Origin of the sequence: Sporosarcina sp. FSL W7-1283 (assembly GCF_038003105.1) — a bacterium.
GTDB lineage: Bacteria > Bacillota > Bacilli > Bacillales_A > Planococcaceae > Sporosarcina > Sporosarcina newyorkensis.
This window is the reverse complement of the sequence record NZ_JBBOOL010000001.1, coordinates 1,216,960-1,233,109: the sequence shown is the minus strand read 5'-3', so window position 1 is coordinate 1,233,109 and position 16,150 is coordinate 1,216,960. Positions and strand designations below refer to the sequence as shown.

Sequence of the window (16,150 nt, the reverse complement as noted above, 5' to 3'; positions counted from 1 at the left end):
AATCCAGCTCAAGAGTGATTTTCTTCTCAGCTTCTCCACCAGGCTTCCACCACCCCCGGCTCGCTATCGGCAAAGTCTGAAAGTACTCTCTCTTTCATCGCTTCTTCTTTAACTAATTAGTGTAAGTATAGGAATGTCGATTTGAATTGTCAAGCTTCTTATTATTTCTCGTCAGAAGCACTTTCCAGGCTCGATGTATCTAGTTCATACTTAAGCAATTGATCCCAATCATCCATCTGAATCAAATCAAGCTGCGCTTCCACCATCATTTTAAAACGGCTTCTGAAGACTTTCGACTGTTTTTTCAAGTCTTCCACTTCCATTGCAATCTTTCTTGCTCGCGCCAATGCGTCATTAACAATGCGATCTGCATTTCTTTCTGATTCTTTAATAATTAATTTTGATTCCTGTATCGCATTTCTACGCACGTCCTCAGCTGCTTCTTGAGCTGTTAATATGGACTTTTGCAAAGTTTCTTCAATTGTATTGAAATGGGCAATTTTTGCTTCATTATTTATGATAACTTGTTGCAGCTCTTCATTTTTCTTCAAAACGTTCTCATAGTCTTTCATAATTTGCTCTAAAAACTCGTTGACCTCATCTTCATCAAAGCCACGAAATTTCGTACTGAATGCTTTGTTATGTATATCCGTAGGGGTTAAAGCCATGAAATGCTTTCTCCTTTCCGTCTGATCCATCTCGCTTTGATTCTTATAATTCTGTACTACTTGATTAAACACTATATTTCTGATTTTATCAAGGTTTTCTCTATCAGACTAATGCACCAATCACAACGCGGATCTTGTCTTTCCTCGTTCTTCCTTCTATACCGATTATTTTATAGCGTCCGAAGCCCCTGACAGACAGGATATCCTGTTCCTCTACTTCAAAAGCTTGCTGATCGATTATCGCCCAGTTCACTTTGACTTTCTCTCCTTTGATGAGAGAAGAAGCTTTGGCTCTTGAACATTTCGCCAATGAAGCAACCACTGTATCTAAACGGAGAGAACTGATAATGTGCATCTCTTCTGTCCACTCTTCCTGAACATCTATCACTTCGGCTGCATTCAAAACAGGCTGTACGGAAACCTTCACCTTGCCGACTTGCGTGAAATTGACATGGATGTATTCGGAAACCTCTGCTGTTACCGCAAATTGTACGGCTTCTTCCGTAATCCGTATATCGCCAAATCTGGAACGATCAATACCGAGAGATAATAACGAACCGAGAAGTTGTGAATGCTTCATGTTGACAAATTTCTGTGGATATTGAACTTGATACAAACTAATTTGAAAGTCATCCTCTGATGGCGTGTAGTAATCAGGATAAATCAAGACACGTTTGCGCTCGGCATCAGGAAAACCTCCTTCTGAAGCCATTACAAGATCAGAATTTCGGACAATGGATTTCGTAATAAATCGCTGCCGGGGATCCAAGAACTCCGTCAATTTAGGCGCATACGTATCCTCAACCTCTTTCACCCAGCTATTCACTTTTTCAATGAATGGTTGTTCTTCTTTTCGAAAATGCTGGAAAAATGATTCCATGGCAAACATTCTCCTTATGCAAAAAAATCCTCACCCCTGTGAGGATTTCCGTTGTGGAATTAAAACTCTTAGTTCAGACGAGTGCTCTGAAAAGTATTAAATAAATCTGCCCGATACCCCGGCCGATTAACTGTAATGCAAAAATTGCTGCGATTGGAGAAATATCAATCATTCCAAGTGGCGGAATGAACTTTCGGAAAAATCCTAGATAAGGTTCTGTGAGCTTACCTAAAATTTGACCAAATTTGGTTTCTCGCGTCGATGGTACCCAAGACATCAAAATATAAATCACCAATAGGATGGAATATACTTGGAGTGCTCCTGAGATTAGTAAATACGCATTGTTCAATAATACGATCATAATGACATGTACACCTCATTCAAAATTGTTCAAGCTTAATTTCCACAGAAGTTGTAGTCCTGGCAGATAGCAGAATCACAATTACTCTGATATAAATTCTGTAATTGAGCCAGCTACTTCCACGTTCTCAGGTGCACAGAGAAATATATCCGTCCCTACCCGTTGAATATCTCCCCCAAGCGCATATACGGTACCGCTCAGAAAATCGATAATGCGGAAACCCTGATCTCGCTCAATTCGTTGCAAATTCACTACTACCGAACGCTTGTTTTTTAGATGCTCTGCGATATCCTGTGCTTCCGCATAAGCACGCGGCTCCACTAAAATCACTTTTGAAGACTTTTGGACACTTTGCAAACTGATAACCGGTGTAGTTGGAGTTGGTTCTATTGCTTGTTTTTTCACATTGGTTTTTTTCATTTCTTTACGGGCAGGCGGTTGATTGACCATTGGCTGTTTACTTTGAGGTTCATTAACAGTTTCCTCTTCTTCCAACCAAAACAATTTTTCAAATCGTTTCTTGAGGCTCATTCATCTTCCTCGCTTTCTGATCCGACTAATGCTGTGCCGATGCGTATGTGTGTTGCACCTTCTTCAATCGCGATTGTGAAGTCATTTGACATTCCCATCGATAACTTTGTACACGGAGCATAAGATAATTGTTTCGCGGCAATTTTATCACGCAATTCACGTAAAGAGCTAAACACATTGCGTATGGCGCATTCGTCATCAGTATTCGGAGCCATTGTCATCAAGCCGATCACATGTATGTTTTCAAAGGCTGCCAATTGTTCAATAAATGCTTCAACTGCCTCTGGTTCAATACCTGATTTAGACTCTTCGCCAGACACATTGACTTGTACAAAACAGTCCATGGGCTGTTCAGCCCGTTTATTCACTTCTTTCGCAAGGCTCATACGATCTACAGAATGCAGACAGTGAATAGTATGAATCAGCTCTTTAACTTTGCGAGTTTGTAAGTTCCCAATAAAATGCCAGTTCACTGGGTTTTGAATATTCTTTTGCTTTTCCAGCAGCCCTTCCAATCGGTTTTCACCTAAATCCTCCACTCCGATATCCACTAAGGCCTGCGCTCTTTTGGACGATACCGATTTGGTAACCGCGATTAAGGTGATATCTTCTGGATTTCGCTTTGCTTTCTCACATGCTTCGTTAATTTGCTGCTGTATAGTTGCTAACCTTTGTTCTATTAATTTCACAATATCACTACTTTTCTTCTTCTTTGCTTCATTGTATCAAGCGAGGCGTTGGATATCAACGATTAGTCATCAATTTGGGTGTTTCTTCTGGACAAGGATAATATCTTTGCCGATCGTCATGACGTCTTCATAGCCAACCTTCTGTACGCCTTTTGATTTGGCGTCTGAGAAAAATGAACGCTGTATTTCGCCGATGTGCAGTTTGTCGATTTTTCCACTTTCAATGTCGATGGTGGCGTCTTGTACGAATCCAAGAAAGGATCCTTTTTTTAGTTCGATGACTTCTTTCTTTTGTAAACTAGAAAAACGCATAACTCCGCCTCCTTATTTCATACTATGCTTAGTGTGTTTTATCGAGAACGTAAAAAGCTGCCACAATACCCTTTGGCATTGTGACAGATGATATACTTCTTATGCTTCGTTGTATTCCCAACTTCATAAAATGCTATTAAAATGTTCAATCAACCTTTTAGCTGTTCTTTTGTTCAATCCCCAGACGGATTTTATCCATTGCATGTTTTTCAATACGCGAGATTTGCGCCTGTGATATTCCAAGTTCTTTGGCTATTTCGGTTTGCGTTTGGCCTAAATAGAATCTTTTTGAAACAATAAGTTGTTGGCGTTCATTTAGCTCTTCTACACTTTCTTTTATGGAGACATAGGTCATCCAGCGTTCTTCTGAGACACGTTGATCTTGCAGCTGGTCCATCATGTAGATTGGATCTCCGCCATCGCTGTTCATCGGTTCGTGTAAAGACATCGGGTCTTGAATAGCATCAAGTGCGAAAAGAATATCTTCTTCCGGGATGCCCGTTATTTTTTCTAAATCTGAAATACGTGGTTCATGTTGATGTTCATTAATATACTCTTCTTTTGCTTTTATGGCTTTATAAGCGATGTCACGCAAGGACCTGGATACACGAACAGCATGATGATCCCTTAGGTGCCGCTTGATTTCTCCGATGATCATCGGCACGGCATAAGTGGAAAATCGAACATTGTGCTTTAAATCAAAATTGTCGATGGCTTTCAACAAACCAATACATCCTACTTGGAATAAATCGTCAGCCTGTTCACCACGATAGTTAAAACGCTGAACAAGACTAAGTACGAGCCGCAAATTCGCAAACACCAATTCATCTCTGGCAAATTCGTCGCCGCTTTGCAAACGAATGAATGTTTCTTTCATCACATCGCTTGTTAATAATGGCAGCTCGGACGTATTGATTCCACAAATTTCTACTCTTGTACGTACCATTGGCTTTTCCTCCGCATTCTATAGGTGAGTGTACAAAGTAGTTTGTCCTCAACGCATTAGAATATGCGGTTTAGAGAATCGCCAATTTCTACCGATACGTCCAATTAAGAAATGGGCTGGTTGAGCCGATCACGAAGCTCGGAAATGATTTTTTTCTCCAATCTTGAAATATAGGACTGTGAGATTCCTAATAAATCCGCAACTTCCTTCTGTGTCATTTCCATTGTGCCCATCAATCCAAAGCGCTGTTCCATAATATATCGCTCTCTCTCATCAAGGCATTGAATCGCATCTATCATATATTGACGTTCCAACTTTTTTTCAACATCATCTGTAATAATATCTTCATCTGTACCCAGAATATCTGATAGCAGCAATTCATTCCCATCCGCGTCTGAATTCAACGGTTCATCGAATGATATCTCTGAACGCATTCGGCTTGTCTTGCGTAAATGCATCAAAATTTCATTTTCAATACAGCGCGATGCGTACGTAGCGAGCTTAATATTTTTATCAGCTTTAAAAGTTTCGATTGCTTTTATAAGGCCAATTGTTCCGATGCTGATCAAATCTTCAATATTCGTATTGGTATTATCAAAACGTCTTGCAATATACACAACTAACCTTAAATTTTTCTCAATTAAAGTATCACGTGCGGCTGGATCGCCATTCATTAATGCTTGAATTGTTTTGGCTTCCTGTTCTTTGTCCAGTGGCTTAGGGAGGGATTCATGTCCTCCGATATAAAATGTTCCATTCTTTTTTCTAAAAAAACCTGCGATAAAGGAAACCCATTTTTTCACTTCAATTAACATGTATCCGTTCTCCTTTCTTCTTTCATCACTTCCATTGCGCTGACTTGCAAAATTGCTGATGCGCCTTGTGGATATTGACGTTGCTCTTTCGTTAGGGCAATATATCCTGAAGGCAATGGCTGTTCATCCACCAACCAGCTTTTGAATTTGATACCAACAGTCCAAGATGCACCCTGTACAGTTTGTAGGCGGATAAGTCGTAGATCTTTTTGATACACAGAAGGAAATCCAGATAGATCAGGCGAATTGTCTGGTTTCCATTTTTCCAAAGCATCTGCAAAATCGGCAGGTAACTGTTCTTTTACTGCCTGATATCCAATAAAATGTACAGGAGCTCCTGAAATCGGCTCAATACAATGATTGCCGGTGTCAATAAACACTTTTAACGGAATAGATTGTCCCCATAGTTGCACGACGGAATCCAGTGTATAACGAATTAAGCTTGTGTTCTTGCGTGTATCTAGCCATTTGATTTTCACAATATAAAGTGAGAGATAAGTTAGTCCGATAGCAATTAACAATAAGTTGTTGTTCTGCATGGTTGGGACATTTGCATAGACGAGTGTCAGAAGTCCACCTGCAAAAAATGCAGCGATTAGGACCGCAAGGACGGAGCTTTTCCAACTGCTGAGCGTTTGTCCAAAGGCGATATATGTCATGCCCAAAAAAGTTACAATGATCGCTAGCATGGAGTATGGAAACAACGTAATAAAGAAGGCTCCGATAAACGAGGCACTCCATAGCCTCCTTCTGCTCGTCTGATGGTTTCCTACTTTATTCGTGAATGACAGGATGGCGTAGTTAAAGAGCATGTTGATTCCTATCATTAGTTCCCCATACATATGCCGGCCTCCTTAGGAATAGATTATCATGGACCTCCTAAAAAAAATGTCAGGACGCGGACGCTTTCCGGCAAAGCCTTCGACAAAGTTTGAGTAGTTTGCTTGTGGAGTTAAATGCAAGACAGGACCAGGAACAGAGTAATTTCATCGAACACACTTCGGCGCTGGCGGATGGCTCCCGCAATGAGCCAGACAGGAAGCGCGCCTGCCTGTCTCATCGCTACGCCTACCGCTTGTAAGGCGCCTTCGTTTGGCGAGTACAAGTAGATATTGTGTATTTCGGATAAACAATTTCAAATTTTAAAAAGAGCATTTATTCAATTGCAAAGCAACGTCATTGGACCTACTTCGGCGCTGACGGATGGCTCCTGCGATGAGCCAGTCAGGAAGACCGCCTGTCTGTCTCGTCGCTACGCCTACCGCTTGTAAGGCGCCTTCGTTTAGCAAATGGAAGAAAAGGATGCTCATTTTCTGCACAAGCTAGCACTAACAACAAAGTGGTTATTAGATTAAACACCACACACATTATTTTAACCACACTAGCGAAGCAGCAACTGCGGGGTCGGCCGTTGCCGCGAGACGACTAGCGCTCTTTGCTAATTGGCTCATGGCAGAAGGCAATCCCCCTGCGGCGAAGCGATGATAATGTACACCCTATATCCTTGCCTGAATCCACTGTAAGTCGAGCTACGAGACAACGTAATAGTACTTTTTTAAATACTATACTCAAGCACTTTACGCACTCTAGCGTAGCCGCAACTGAGGGGTAGGCCGTTGCCGTGAGACAACTAGCGCTCTTTGCTAGTTGGCTCATGGCAGAAGGCAATCCCCCAGCGGCGAAGCGGTGATAATGTACAAACCTGTATTTATTTCGGATATTCTAAAAAATCGAGCAACGTAACAACAAAAAGAGTAACTTCACTGAACTCACTTCGGCGCTTGCGGATGGCTCCCGCGTTTAGCATGTAGAAAAAAAGAAGTTCATTCTCTTCACAAGCTAGCACTAACAACAAAGAGGATATTAGATTAAACACCACACACATTATTTTAACCACACTAGCGTAGCCGCAACTGCGGGGTCGGCCGTTGCCATGAGCCAACTAGCGCTCTTTGCTAGTTGGCTCATGGCAGAAGGCAATCTCCGAGCGGCGAAGCGGTGTCAATGTACACACCCCGTCTCTTGCCAGAACCCACTATAAATCGAGCCACGGGACAAAACAAGCTTCTAAAATTGAATACATCGGATACAGGAGCATGCAAAATAAAAAAGCTTCCCACTAGAGAGCTTATTCTCATGTGGAAAGCTTTGGTTTATAAATTATTTACGTCGTTGACGGTTGCGTAAGAACGTTGGGATGTCCAGTTGTTCTTCGTGTTGGTTCGTTTGTGGCTGTCTTGGTTCAGGTTGCTCGTAACGAGGCTCTTCACGTCTAGTTGGTGTAGGTGCCTGTTGTTGAACCGGCTTGCTTTCGCGTTGACGAATGCCGCTTCCAACTCCTGGGCCTCTGCCTGGACGTGGTGCTGTCAGGTGTTCTTCGTTAAAACCGGTTGCGATGACTGTGACGATGATTTCGTCCTTTAGGTTATCGTTGATGACAGAACCGAAGATCATGTTAACATCTTCATCGGATGCTGTCGCTACGATGTCTGCCGCTTCTTGTACTTCAAATAAACTTAGGTTAGAGCCGCCTGTAATATTCATCAGGACGCCTTTTGCACCATCGATGGACGTTTCAAGCAATGGACTGGAAATCGCTTTTTTGGCTGCTTCCGCTGCTCTGTTTTCTCCAGTGGACATGCCGATCCCCATCAAGGCAGAACCTTTATTTGACATGATCGTTTTGACATCTGCAAAGTCCAAGTTAATAAGTCCAGGAACCGCGATAAGATCGGAAATACCTTGAACCCCTTGACGCAATACATTGTCGGCTTCTCTGAACGCTTCAAGCATTGGTGTATTTTTATCGACGATTTCAAGCAATTTATCATTTGGAATAACGATTAATGTATCGACAGCTTCCTTCATGCCGGTAATTCCACCGATGGCTTGTGTCGATCTCTTTCTTCCTTCAAACGTGAATGGACGTGTCACGACACCGACCGTCAATGCACCTAGATCTTTAGCAATTTGAGCGATGACAGGTGCTGCACCCGTACCCGTACCTCCACCCATTCCCGCTGTAACAAATACCATATCTGCTCCGCGTAATGCTTCTTCAATTTGTTCTTTGCTTTCTTCTGCTGCCTTTTTCCCTACTTCAGGATTCGCACCAGCACCTAGACCCCTAGTCAATTTCTCCCCAATTTGCAACTTCACTTCAGCTGAAGAAAGTTTCAATGCTTGGGCGTCTGTGTTAACTGCAATAAATTCAACGCCTTGCACCCCGTGTTCAATCATTCGATTCACTGCGTTGTTCCCGCCGCCACCTACTCCAATAACTTTTATTACTGCTAATGCATCTACATTCGTCTCAAATTCAAGCATTGGTACTCCTCCTCTTCTTTATCTGCAATTCCCGTCTACACTATTTCTTATTCAAAGAAATTATCAAACATCTTCTTGGCTTTTTTCATGAAGCCTTCGCCTTTTTCTTTTTTCGGTCTGACCAATTTGGTGTTTTGTTCAGCTGGCTCATAAACCGCTTCATCCGCTTGAGACAGACTAGCCTGTCCTTCTTCATGACCAAAGAAAACATCTTCCATATATGCATAGCGGATTAAGCCAACTGCAGTGGAATACATCGGTTCTCTTACACCTATATATTCTGGCGTATACAGACGAACTCTTGTCTTGAAAATTTCACGCGCTAATTGTAAAACACCATCCAATTTAGCCGTGCCGCCGGTAATGACGATTCCGCCAGGCAAGTCATGTATTCCAGCTTCATATAAATCTTCTAATATCAAATCAAATAATTCTTCTAAACGTGAACCGATGATTTCAGAAATATAACGCTGGCTGTACTGATCCTTGGAGTCTGCCCCAATTACCGGCACTTCAAATAATTCATCATCTGAAGCATCATCATAAAAGGCATGTCCGTGTTGATGCTTAATCATTCTGGCTTGTTCAGTCGGTGTCTTTAAAACAATCGACAAATCTTTCGTAATATGATCTCCGCCGATCGGCAACACAGACGTTTTGACCAAACGATTTTCTGCAAATACGGATATCGTAGTGGAACCGCCGCCAATATCGATAAAGGCTGTTCCATGATTCATTTCGTCTTCCGACAATGCGAAGGTACCTGCTGCTAAAGGTTGCAAATAAATCTCACGTATTTGCAATCCCGCCCGTTCCACACATCGTAAAATGTTATGTACTAGAGTTTTGGACGTCGTAATTAACGTTGCGTCCATTTCCAATCTAACCCCCATCATACCACGAGGATCAGTAATTTCATCATAATCGTCTACAATAAATTGTTTAGGGACAAGATTGACGATCTCTCTTTCAGGCGGCACATTCATCACTTGAGAAGATTTCATGACGCGTTCTAAATCATCATCAGTGATTTCACGGTTCTCTGAATTGACTGCCACTACTCCCTTGACATCTTGAAGTTGCACGCCATTTGCCGGGATTCCGAGAACAACGTCTTCTATTTTCAAGCCCGTCATGCGCTCCGCCTGTTCAATTGCTTTTCGAATTGATTGAACCGTTGCATCGATATCAATAATTGTACCTTTTCGAATGCCTGCTGATTGAACATTTCCCACACCGATTACATGCAGGGAGTTATGATCCATTTCTCCGATCAACACTTTAATAGTGGATGATCCTATATCAAGTGATACATAATTATATGATTGACTCAATTATTGACACCTCCTAAAGGCAACTATTAACTTACATTCTATTGTATTTTGACTACTTTGTCTAAATATTTTCAGCACCCTCTTCTGTAAATGTTTTACGTCAGACATTCGTACTGGAATTTTGTTTCCTCGATGTCCACTTTGCCAGCAAAATTCTACGGATTACAGCTATGTTTTGGAACAACCTAACACCAAAGGCAAAGACTGCTGCAAGATAAAGGTCTAAGCCTAAATGCACGCCAATAAATGCCAAAGCTGCTGCAAGGAGAATATTAAAGAAGAACCCCGAAACGAATACTCTGTCGTCATATACTTGCTGAAGATGAGCGCGAATTCCGCCAAACAGTGTATCAAATGCGGCCAAAATCGCGATGGATAAATAATTATTATAGACTTGCGGGATTTGAATATCCGAGAGCAAACCAAGTGAAACGCCAAGGAGCAGCCCAAGCAGTGGTAGCCACATATTGTCATTCCTCCTTCGTTTGTTCTTTTAAAAATTGATTTTCGAAACCACCCGTCCAGCTTTGTAACGTTATATGATCTACCGGCTTACTGATGGTGAGGATAAGGTTATCCAAATAAAATTCGTCTTGTATCGCAGAAGAGAGCAAATGATTGTAGAGTTTCTTACTATCCTCGATTGTCGGCGATACGACTTTGATTTTGAATGGCGGTGTAGAAACATTTTCCCCATTAACGGTTAACTTTCCATTAATATCTCGGATCCAACTAAGTGTTGTGAAACGTTTCTCATCAATTTCCAATTCATTACCTTTATATTGATTCACCACATTGATAAACCGGGTCAGAAGCTCAGATGATAAAGGCTCCACTTCATAACCGAACGCGATACTTTCAGGAGATGGTGCTACTTCTATTACAAAGCCTGGACCCGTGGTCGGCATAAAACCCGCTTGTTTGTACAATTTATCCAATGTATTCTGCAAAGCTTCAGCTGTTTTTTCATTCGTTAATTCTGTATAGGAAGCAAGCGTTTGATCCACTTCCCGTATCTCACCTAATAACTCGGAATGAATTTTCTTTTCTTTGGCCAATTCATTACGGATGGCCCACATATCTCTTGTATCTCGGGTAGATGGTGTGTTCATGGAATTGTATTGCAAAGCTAGCATGAAGCCGACAATGCATAAAATTAATGTGAACTTCCAGTTTACTTTCCCACTCACTCTAACCCCCCTCTACCTCTTGATCTTTGTTCAGCTGGCGTTTGAACACCCTCTGAACAGGAAATAAAACCGCATTCATTCCACAACCTAAGAGAAGTGAGAGTCTTCTACTGAATAAAGATTAGGCTTTATCACGGATTGCTGGTAGTTGAATTTCTTTTATTTCCTCTGTTGTGACAACGATATTATCTCTCAGCAGTCCGTCTATTACCCCTCCTTTCAAATGCAAAGCAGGAGACAGCACTTTCGGGTCGCCAATTGCTTCGATTGTAAAGGGGGCTGGAAATGTCCGGCCATCAATCATAATAACAGGGCCTGTACATTTTATGTACGAATTGGAATTGACTCGCTGCCCGTTAATTGCCACGCCTTGAGCACCCGCTATCTTCAGCTCGTTGACCACACGTAATACGTGGCTTTCATGGACAATATAGTCGTTCGGATTTTGTATAGATGGATCATAATCCGAATCTTCCATTGTTACCTTGATGCCTGTACCTTTGGCAGGAATCACACCTAATAGTAAACGTAAATCTTGCGCTTTATCCACCAGCACTGCATGATCTTTCTGCTTGCTGGAAAAATCTTGTTCGAATTCATGCACTTTTTTTTGCTTACTTAATAATTCGTCGGTTAATTCTTTATTTCGTTCTTGCTGCCCAATTAACTCTTCTCTATATTGCTCTTCCTGCAAAAAAAGTTCGGATTGTACTTCATCCAACTCTTTATGATTGCTGCCGATCGTTCGATAGGAGAAAGCAAGAATGAAGCCGAGCACAAGGAAGACGACAGAGTATAGCAACTGCTTTCCTCTTTTTTTACTCGATTGTTTCGGTTTCTTCTCCATCTTCCTCCCCCTGTCCCAGTTCGGCATAATAGTCAGTAAACGTTTTAAAGAACACACCGATTTCTATGTCCAGTACACCTTTTTCTTCTTTAGGCAACTGTGCAATAATTTCAGGATAATAGGACATTTTTTCAGCAAAGCTCATGATCGCCGCGTGCACCTCATATCCATCGTTCATGAATACCCGGATTTTATCTTCCTCAATATATTGAAGTTCTGAAATCAACTCAAAGACAGAGTTGTCCATCTTCTGAAGCTGCTGAATCGTCTGTTCAATCACATCCGGCTCAGTGAACCCCGAAAGAATAGGTGCATGCAAGAGCGAATCTGCCTCATTCGCTTCAATGCGATCCCCGTTCACCAGCAATAAATCATACCGTGCTTTATCTTCTATATACGCTATCGGTTCCCATTCAGTAATCGTAATCTTGACGTTGTTGAGGAACTTTCTGGACACCGTGACTTCTTTTACACCTGTGATTTTCAATAATCTCTTTTCGATGTCCTCTGTATGGAACCCCCACAATGATTGACCGGTAAACAACCCGCTCTGATTTTTGTAGAAAGCCCCATCAGATAACTTCGTATCATTGATGGTTATATCTTTAACATCACTTAATGGAGATTGAAAATACAGCAATGAAAGGAGAACAATTAAGAATAAAGAAACGAGTAGAATAAATTTTTTATTCGTCTTCCTCCTGCGCTTCTTACGCATTGATGGGATTCGTTCTTCAATATCGATTACTTTATCCATACGCTGTTCTCCTTTCAGCCCATCCTTTTGCCTTTTGAAAAGTGTAAGATCGTTCCAACCGCCAGCCAGGTTGTCAATAGCGATGAACCGCCATAACTAATGAAAGGTAATGTAACCCCTGTAACGGGCAGTAACCCCGAAACGACACCCATATTTAAAAATGTTTGGAAGATAATCATGGACACCATACCGGATACGACCAAAAACGAATTCCAATCACGCAGCCGAATGGCGATACCAAATGTCGATGCCAACAATAATATAAAAAGCAAAATGATAGATGCTGCGCCGATAAAACCGATTTCTTCCGCAATGATCGAAAAGATGAAGTCATTTTGAGGTTCTGGTAAGTATAAGAACTTCTGACGACTATTTCCAAGTCCATGTCCGAACAATCCGCCTGGTGCTATGGCAAACAAGGATTGAATTCCTTGAAAACCTGTTCCTAACGGGTCATTCCATGGATCGATATACGATTTTATTCGATCTAATCGGTAAGGTGCCGCTAAAATCAGCCCGATAAATGCAGTCACTCCCGAAACAAAAAGAAAAATAAAGAAAGAGAGTGGGTAGCCCGCTAAGAAAAGAATCACAAAAGCAGAAACGATCATTATGACGGCAGAACCTAAATCAGGTTGCATCATAATTAAAGTAGCCGGCAATAAAATGAGTGCGAAATCTTGCCATTGCCAAGATTTCTTCTTATTCCGCTTCATACTGCTGGCCAATTTTCCAAGCAAGGCAACCTTCACAAACTCGGCGGGCTGCAAACTGATCGGTCCGAGTGCTATCCAACTTTGAGAGCCGTTTCGCACAACTCCAATGCCAGGAATTAAAACTGCTACTAACATCAAGATCGAACCCACATAAAAATATGTCCAAAATTTTGGATGTGAAGTCAATGGGCTTCTATATAATGCATAGGCGATACTTAAAGAAACAGCCATATAAATCGCTTGCTTGACGATGAATGGAGAGGAATCCTGATAATGCACTTCTCCCCAATAAGAACCCGCCGATTGGACAAACACGAGCCCAATCACCGACAGCAACAAAGCAGATGTCAAAAAGACTGCACGATATGTTCTTTCCAGCGTTCGCATCCTTCCGCAAATTAATCAGTCGCTTTTCAATTATACGCTCCTACTATTACAACTCATTTACAATTTCATTACTGCTTCAATAAATTGATCTCCTCGGATTTCAAAGTTTGGATATTGATCCCAACTGGCACAACTTGGCGATAATAAAATGACATCATCTTCTGCACTAGAATCATAAGCAATTTGCACAGCATCTGGCATAGCAGAAGCAATGAACGTTTGTGGGACACCGCACGACGTTGCGAATTCGGTAAAACGCTGGGCAGTCTCCCCTATAGCGACTACAACACGCACATTGGCCATATAGGGACGCAATTCCTCAAAGGAATGTCCTCGCTCCAAGCCCCCCGCTATTAAGACAATCGGTGTGCGGAATGAGGATAAGGCGCTTTTCGTGGCCAAAGTGTTCGTTGCTTTTGAATCATTATAAATGGTGCGGCCTTTCAGCTCCCTGACATATTGCATCCTGTGACGGACACCCGTAAACGAACTCAAGACATTTTCAATAGCCGACTTTTCACATCCTGAGAGAATTGCAGCCGCAGTTGCCGCCAAGATATTTTCCAGATTATGACGTCCTGGCAATTTGATAATTCTTGTTTCAATAAATGGCTCTCCCAACCAATAAATCCATTCTTCATCGGCCGAAATACCAGTAGTTTTTTTCCCTTCCACAGAAAATGGAACTTTTTGAGAAGACAAAGATTCAACGGATCGGCTCACAACCTCTTGATCATCATTGTAAATCAGGAAATCATCCATTGTTTGATTTCGAGCAACCTGTAACTTGGCTTCCAAATATTCGTCGATCGAACCGTGATAATCTAAATGAGCTTCGTACAAATTAGTAAAAATGGCGATTCGAGGCTTAAAATTCTCAGTGCCTGCTAATTGAAATGAAGAAGCTTCTAATACCATAACTTCATCCGACTTTGCTTCTTCCGCTACCGTACAAGCAACCGTTCCGATGTTACCGGCGATAAGCGGTTTTTTCTTACCTATATTCAGCATGTGGTAAAGCAGAGTCGTCGTTGTCGTTTTACCGTTTGAACCGGTAATCGCAATGATTGGTGCCTCACTAATTATTCCAGCCAATTCGATTTCGGTCCAAATTGTACTATTTGCAGCAACTGCTTTCGCAATCAATGGATTACTATACGGAATCCCTGGACTTTTCACGATAAAGTCAAAATCCCGTTTCAATAAATCACTTGGATGACCGCCGCCAATTACTTCAACACCTTGCGCTTGAAGTTCAGCGGCTTCCTCATTCCCCTCAAGCGGCTTGGCGTCATTAACCACTACCTCCGCTCCAAGACGTCGCAGTAAACCTGCAGTTGCGAGACCGCTTTTAGCCAAACCAACAACCAACACTCTTTTCCCTATGAATTGCTCTATATTTTTCATCTACATGACCTCCAAAAAGACCGGTACGAGAGCAGCCAATAATGCCACTCCCCAAAATACAACGACGACTTTCCATTCAGACCATCCTGATAATTCAAAATGGTGATGAATCGGACTCATTTTGAAAACACGCTTTCCTGTCAACTTAAAACTGATAACTTGAATGATGACAGACAAGGTTTCAACAACGAAAACTATACCGATCACGAGCAATAGTAATTCTTGTTTGATCAGCACGGACATCATGGCAAGTACCCCGCCAAGCGCCAATGAACCTGTGTCTCCCATGAACACTTTAGCCGGCTTAATATTAAACAATAAAAATCCTAGCATCGCACCCGCCACAACAAACGCAAACAATGCAATGTCATTTTGCTCGTAAACTAAAGCAAACACACCAAACGTTGCAAATGCAATCGTCGATGTTCCGCCAACGAGACCATCCAGTCCATCTGTCAAATTGACGGCATTGGAAAAGCCGACTAGCCAAAAAATAAGAAACGCCACATAAAATACGCCTAGATCCAACCCGATCGTAGTGAACGGTATGGTGACTGTTGTTTCGAATGGCCCTAACTTCAACAAGAAAAAAGCGACGATCGCAATTACGATCTGTCCTATTAACTTCTGCAGCGATGTCAATCCTAAGTTTCTTTTCGCTATGATGATAATGAAGTCATCCAAAAAGCCAATGAACCCAAAACCGAGCAGCACAATTAGCAATACAATTGTATGAGTTGTCAGCGAATCATTTATGTAAGATAGAGCAAGTGTTGAAATTGTAATGGAAATTAGGAAGATAAGTCCCCCCATTGTAGGGGTACCGGCTTTTTTCATATGCGCCTGTGGACCTTCCTCCCTAATGCTTTGGCCAAATTTCAGCCTTCTGAGTAATGGGATGATGATCACCCCGACAATTGCTGAAACAAAGAATGCTACAGCAATTGTCGTGACTGTCGTACCGAGTGTCATGATAGGTTCTC

At 41.9% G+C, this 16,150-nt stretch carries 20 protein-coding genes and 1 other annotated feature (1 of these 21 cut by a window edge); all 20 genes read right to left on the bottom strand.

Annotated elements, in window-relative coordinates; all coding sequences use genetic code 11:
• Positions 1 to 107: a binding site (T-box leader), on the bottom strand (it extends 110 nt beyond the left edge of the window).
• A gap of 54 nt (positions 108 to 161) precedes the next feature.
• The 20 genes from MKY93_RS05780 to mraY all read right to left on the bottom strand — a co-directional run bounded on the left by MKY93_RS05780 (position 162) and on the right by mraY (position 16,139).
• Positions 162 to 668, bottom strand: a complete 507-nt coding sequence (locus MKY93_RS05780) for a DivIVA domain-containing protein (RefSeq protein ID WP_340758517.1) — start codon at positions 666 to 668, stop codon at positions 162 to 164.
• Between the two features lie 103 nt (positions 669 to 771).
• Positions 772 to 1,548: a YlmH family RNA-binding protein gene (locus MKY93_RS05775; RefSeq protein ID WP_340758516.1), complete on the bottom strand. Its 777-nt coding sequence runs from the start codon at positions 1,546 to 1,548 to the stop codon at positions 772 to 774.
• A gap of 73 nt (positions 1,549 to 1,621) precedes the next feature.
• Entirely contained in the window at positions 1,622 to 1,909 is a 288-nt protein-coding gene (locus MKY93_RS05770; protein ID WP_009765580.1) for a YggT family protein, read from the bottom strand.
• Positions 1,910 to 1,990: 81 nt separating this feature from the next.
• Positions 1,991 to 2,440 (bottom strand): cell division protein SepF, encoded by a 450-nt coding sequence (locus tag MKY93_RS05765; protein WP_078817805.1) that lies wholly within the window; start codon positions 2,438 to 2,440, stop codon positions 1,991 to 1,993.
• A complete protein-coding gene (locus tag MKY93_RS05760; RefSeq protein ID WP_340758515.1) occupies positions 2,437 to 3,129 on the bottom strand; it encodes a YggS family pyridoxal phosphate-dependent enzyme in 693 nt (230 codons plus the stop codon). Before MKY93_RS05760 ends, MKY93_RS05765 begins: the two co-directional genes overlap by 4 nt.
• Positions 3,130 to 3,198: 69 nt before the next feature.
• Positions 3,199 to 3,441, bottom strand: coding sequence for a PRC-barrel domain-containing protein (locus MKY93_RS05755; RefSeq protein ID WP_340758514.1), 243 nt, complete (start codon positions 3,439 to 3,441; stop codon positions 3,199 to 3,201).
• Positions 3,442 to 3,598: 157 nt separating this feature from the next.
• Complete coding sequence (sigG, locus tag MKY93_RS05750) at positions 3,599 to 4,387, bottom strand: RNA polymerase sporulation sigma factor SigG (RefSeq protein ID WP_009765585.1); 789 nt, start codon at positions 4,385 to 4,387, stop codon at positions 3,599 to 3,601.
• A gap of 104 nt (positions 4,388 to 4,491) precedes the next feature.
• The gene (gene sigE / locus MKY93_RS05745) at positions 4,492 to 5,202 is read right to left on the bottom strand and encodes an RNA polymerase sporulation sigma factor SigE (protein ID WP_009765586.1); all 711 of its coding nucleotides are present in this window, start codon (positions 5,200 to 5,202) and stop codon (positions 4,492 to 4,494) included.
• Positions 5,196 to 6,044 carry a sigma-E processing peptidase SpoIIGA gene (locus MKY93_RS05740; protein WP_340758513.1) on the bottom strand — a complete coding sequence of 283 codons (849 nt, stop codon included), beginning with the start codon at positions 6,042 to 6,044 and terminating at the stop codon, positions 5,196 to 5,198. Before MKY93_RS05740 ends, sigE begins: the two co-directional genes overlap by 7 nt.
• A gap of 110 nt (positions 6,045 to 6,154) precedes the next feature.
• Complete coding sequence (locus tag MKY93_RS05735; RefSeq protein ID WP_340758512.1) at positions 6,155 to 6,307, bottom strand: hypothetical protein; 153 nt, start codon at positions 6,305 to 6,307, stop codon at positions 6,155 to 6,157.
• Positions 6,308 to 6,344: 37 nt separating this feature from the next.
• Positions 6,345 to 6,512 (bottom strand): hypothetical protein, encoded by a 168-nt coding sequence (locus MKY93_RS05730; protein WP_340758511.1) that lies wholly within the window; start codon positions 6,510 to 6,512, stop codon positions 6,345 to 6,347.
• Between the two features lie 850 nt (positions 6,513 to 7,362).
• Complete coding sequence (ftsZ, locus tag MKY93_RS05725; protein ID WP_009765590.1) at positions 7,363 to 8,529, bottom strand: cell division protein FtsZ; 1,167 nt, start codon at positions 8,527 to 8,529, stop codon at positions 7,363 to 7,365.
• Positions 8,530 to 8,576: 47 nt separating this feature from the next.
• On the bottom strand, positions 8,577 to 9,863 hold the full coding sequence (gene ftsA, locus MKY93_RS05720; RefSeq protein ID WP_078817809.1) for a cell division protein FtsA: 1,287 nt from the start codon (positions 9,861 to 9,863) through the stop codon (positions 8,577 to 8,579).
• Between the two features lie 100 nt (positions 9,864 to 9,963).
• Positions 9,964 to 10,329 (bottom strand): small basic family protein, encoded by a 366-nt coding sequence (locus tag MKY93_RS05715; protein ID WP_078817810.1) that lies wholly within the window; start codon positions 10,327 to 10,329, stop codon positions 9,964 to 9,966.
• Positions 10,330 to 10,333: 4 nt separating this feature from the next.
• Positions 10,334 to 11,053 carry a DUF881 domain-containing protein gene (locus MKY93_RS05710; protein WP_078817811.1) on the bottom strand — a complete coding sequence of 240 codons (720 nt, stop codon included), beginning with the start codon at positions 11,051 to 11,053 and terminating at the stop codon, positions 10,334 to 10,336.
• A 121-nt stretch (positions 11,054 to 11,174) separates the two neighbouring features.
• Positions 11,175 to 11,900: a DUF881 domain-containing protein gene (locus MKY93_RS05705; protein WP_009765594.1), complete on the bottom strand. Its 726-nt coding sequence runs from the start codon at positions 11,898 to 11,900 to the stop codon at positions 11,175 to 11,177.
• The gene (locus MKY93_RS05700) at positions 11,872 to 12,657 is read right to left on the bottom strand and encodes a cell division protein FtsQ/DivIB (RefSeq protein WP_078817812.1); all 786 of its coding nucleotides are present in this window, start codon (positions 12,655 to 12,657) and stop codon (positions 11,872 to 11,874) included. Before MKY93_RS05700 ends, MKY93_RS05705 begins: the two co-directional genes overlap by 29 nt.
• 14 nt (positions 12,658 to 12,671) lie before the next feature.
• Positions 12,672 to 13,760, bottom strand: a complete 1,089-nt coding sequence (gene ftsW, locus MKY93_RS05695) for a putative lipid II flippase FtsW (RefSeq protein WP_009765596.1) — start codon at positions 13,758 to 13,760, stop codon at positions 12,672 to 12,674.
• A gap of 57 nt (positions 13,761 to 13,817) precedes the next feature.
• Positions 13,818 to 15,167: a UDP-N-acetylmuramoyl-L-alanine--D-glutamate ligase gene (gene murD, locus MKY93_RS05690; protein WP_340758510.1), complete on the bottom strand. Its 1,350-nt coding sequence runs from the start codon at positions 15,165 to 15,167 to the stop codon at positions 13,818 to 13,820.
• Entirely contained in the window at positions 15,168 to 16,139 is a 972-nt protein-coding gene (mraY, locus tag MKY93_RS05685) for a phospho-N-acetylmuramoyl-pentapeptide-transferase (protein ID WP_078817814.1), read from the bottom strand. It abuts the gene before it with no gap.
• Positions 16,140 to 16,150 lie beyond the last annotated feature (11 nt).

What these genes read in the sequence shown, in the direction of transcription:
- ftsW (WP_009765596.1), bottom strand. Translation starts at nt 13,760, where the DNA reads ATGCGAACGCTGGAAAGAACATATCGTGCAGTCTTTTTGACATCTGCT.
- MKY93_RS05755 (WP_340758514.1), bottom strand. Translation starts at nt 3,441, where the DNA reads ATGCGTTTTTCTAGTTTACAAAAGAAAGAAGTCATCGAACTAAAAAAA.
- sigG (WP_009765585.1), bottom strand. Translation starts at nt 4,387, where the DNA reads ATGGTACGTACAAGAGTAGAAATTTGTGGAATCAATACGTCCGAGCTG.
- sigE (WP_009765586.1), bottom strand. Translation starts at nt 5,202, where the DNA reads ATGTTAATTGAAGTGAAAAAATGGGTTTCCTTTATCGCAGGTTTTTTT.
- mraY (WP_078817814.1), bottom strand. Translation starts at nt 16,139, where the DNA reads ATGACACTCGGTACGACAGTCACGACAATTGCTGTAGCATTCTTTGTT.
- MKY93_RS05775 (WP_340758516.1), bottom strand. Translation starts at nt 1,548, where the DNA reads ATGGAATCATTTTTCCAGCATTTTCGAAAAGAAGAACAACCATTCATT.
- MKY93_RS05730 (WP_340758511.1), bottom strand. Translation starts at nt 6,512, where the DNA reads ATGAGCATCCTTTTCTTCCATTTGCTAAACGAAGGCGCCTTACAAGCG.
- MKY93_RS05780 (WP_340758517.1), bottom strand. Translation starts at nt 668, where the DNA reads ATGGCTTTAACCCCTACGGATATACATAACAAAGCATTCAGTACGAAA.
- murD (WP_340758510.1), bottom strand. Translation starts at nt 15,167, where the DNA reads ATGAAAAATATAGAGCAATTCATAGGGAAAAGAGTGTTGGTTGTTGGT.
- MKY93_RS05770 (WP_009765580.1), bottom strand. Translation starts at nt 1,909, where the DNA reads ATGATCGTATTATTGAACAATGCGTATTTACTAATCTCAGGAGCACTC.
- MKY93_RS05765 (WP_078817805.1), bottom strand. Translation starts at nt 2,440, where the DNA reads ATGAGCCTCAAGAAACGATTTGAAAAATTGTTTTGGTTGGAAGAAGAG.
- MKY93_RS05700 (WP_078817812.1), bottom strand. Translation starts at nt 12,657, where the DNA reads ATGGATAAAGTAATCGATATTGAAGAACGAATCCCATCAATGCGTAAG.
- MKY93_RS05740 (WP_340758513.1), bottom strand. Translation starts at nt 6,044, where the DNA reads ATGTATGGGGAACTAATGATAGGAATCAACATGCTCTTTAACTACGCC.
- MKY93_RS05705 (WP_009765594.1), bottom strand. Translation starts at nt 11,900, where the DNA reads ATGGAGAAGAAACCGAAACAATCGAGTAAAAAAAGAGGAAAGCAGTTG.
- MKY93_RS05715 (WP_078817810.1), bottom strand. Translation starts at nt 10,329, where the DNA reads ATGTGGCTACCACTGCTTGGGCTGCTCCTTGGCGTTTCACTTGGTTTG.
- ftsZ (WP_009765590.1), bottom strand. Translation starts at nt 8,529, where the DNA reads ATGCTTGAATTTGAGACGAATGTAGATGCATTAGCAGTAATAAAAGTT.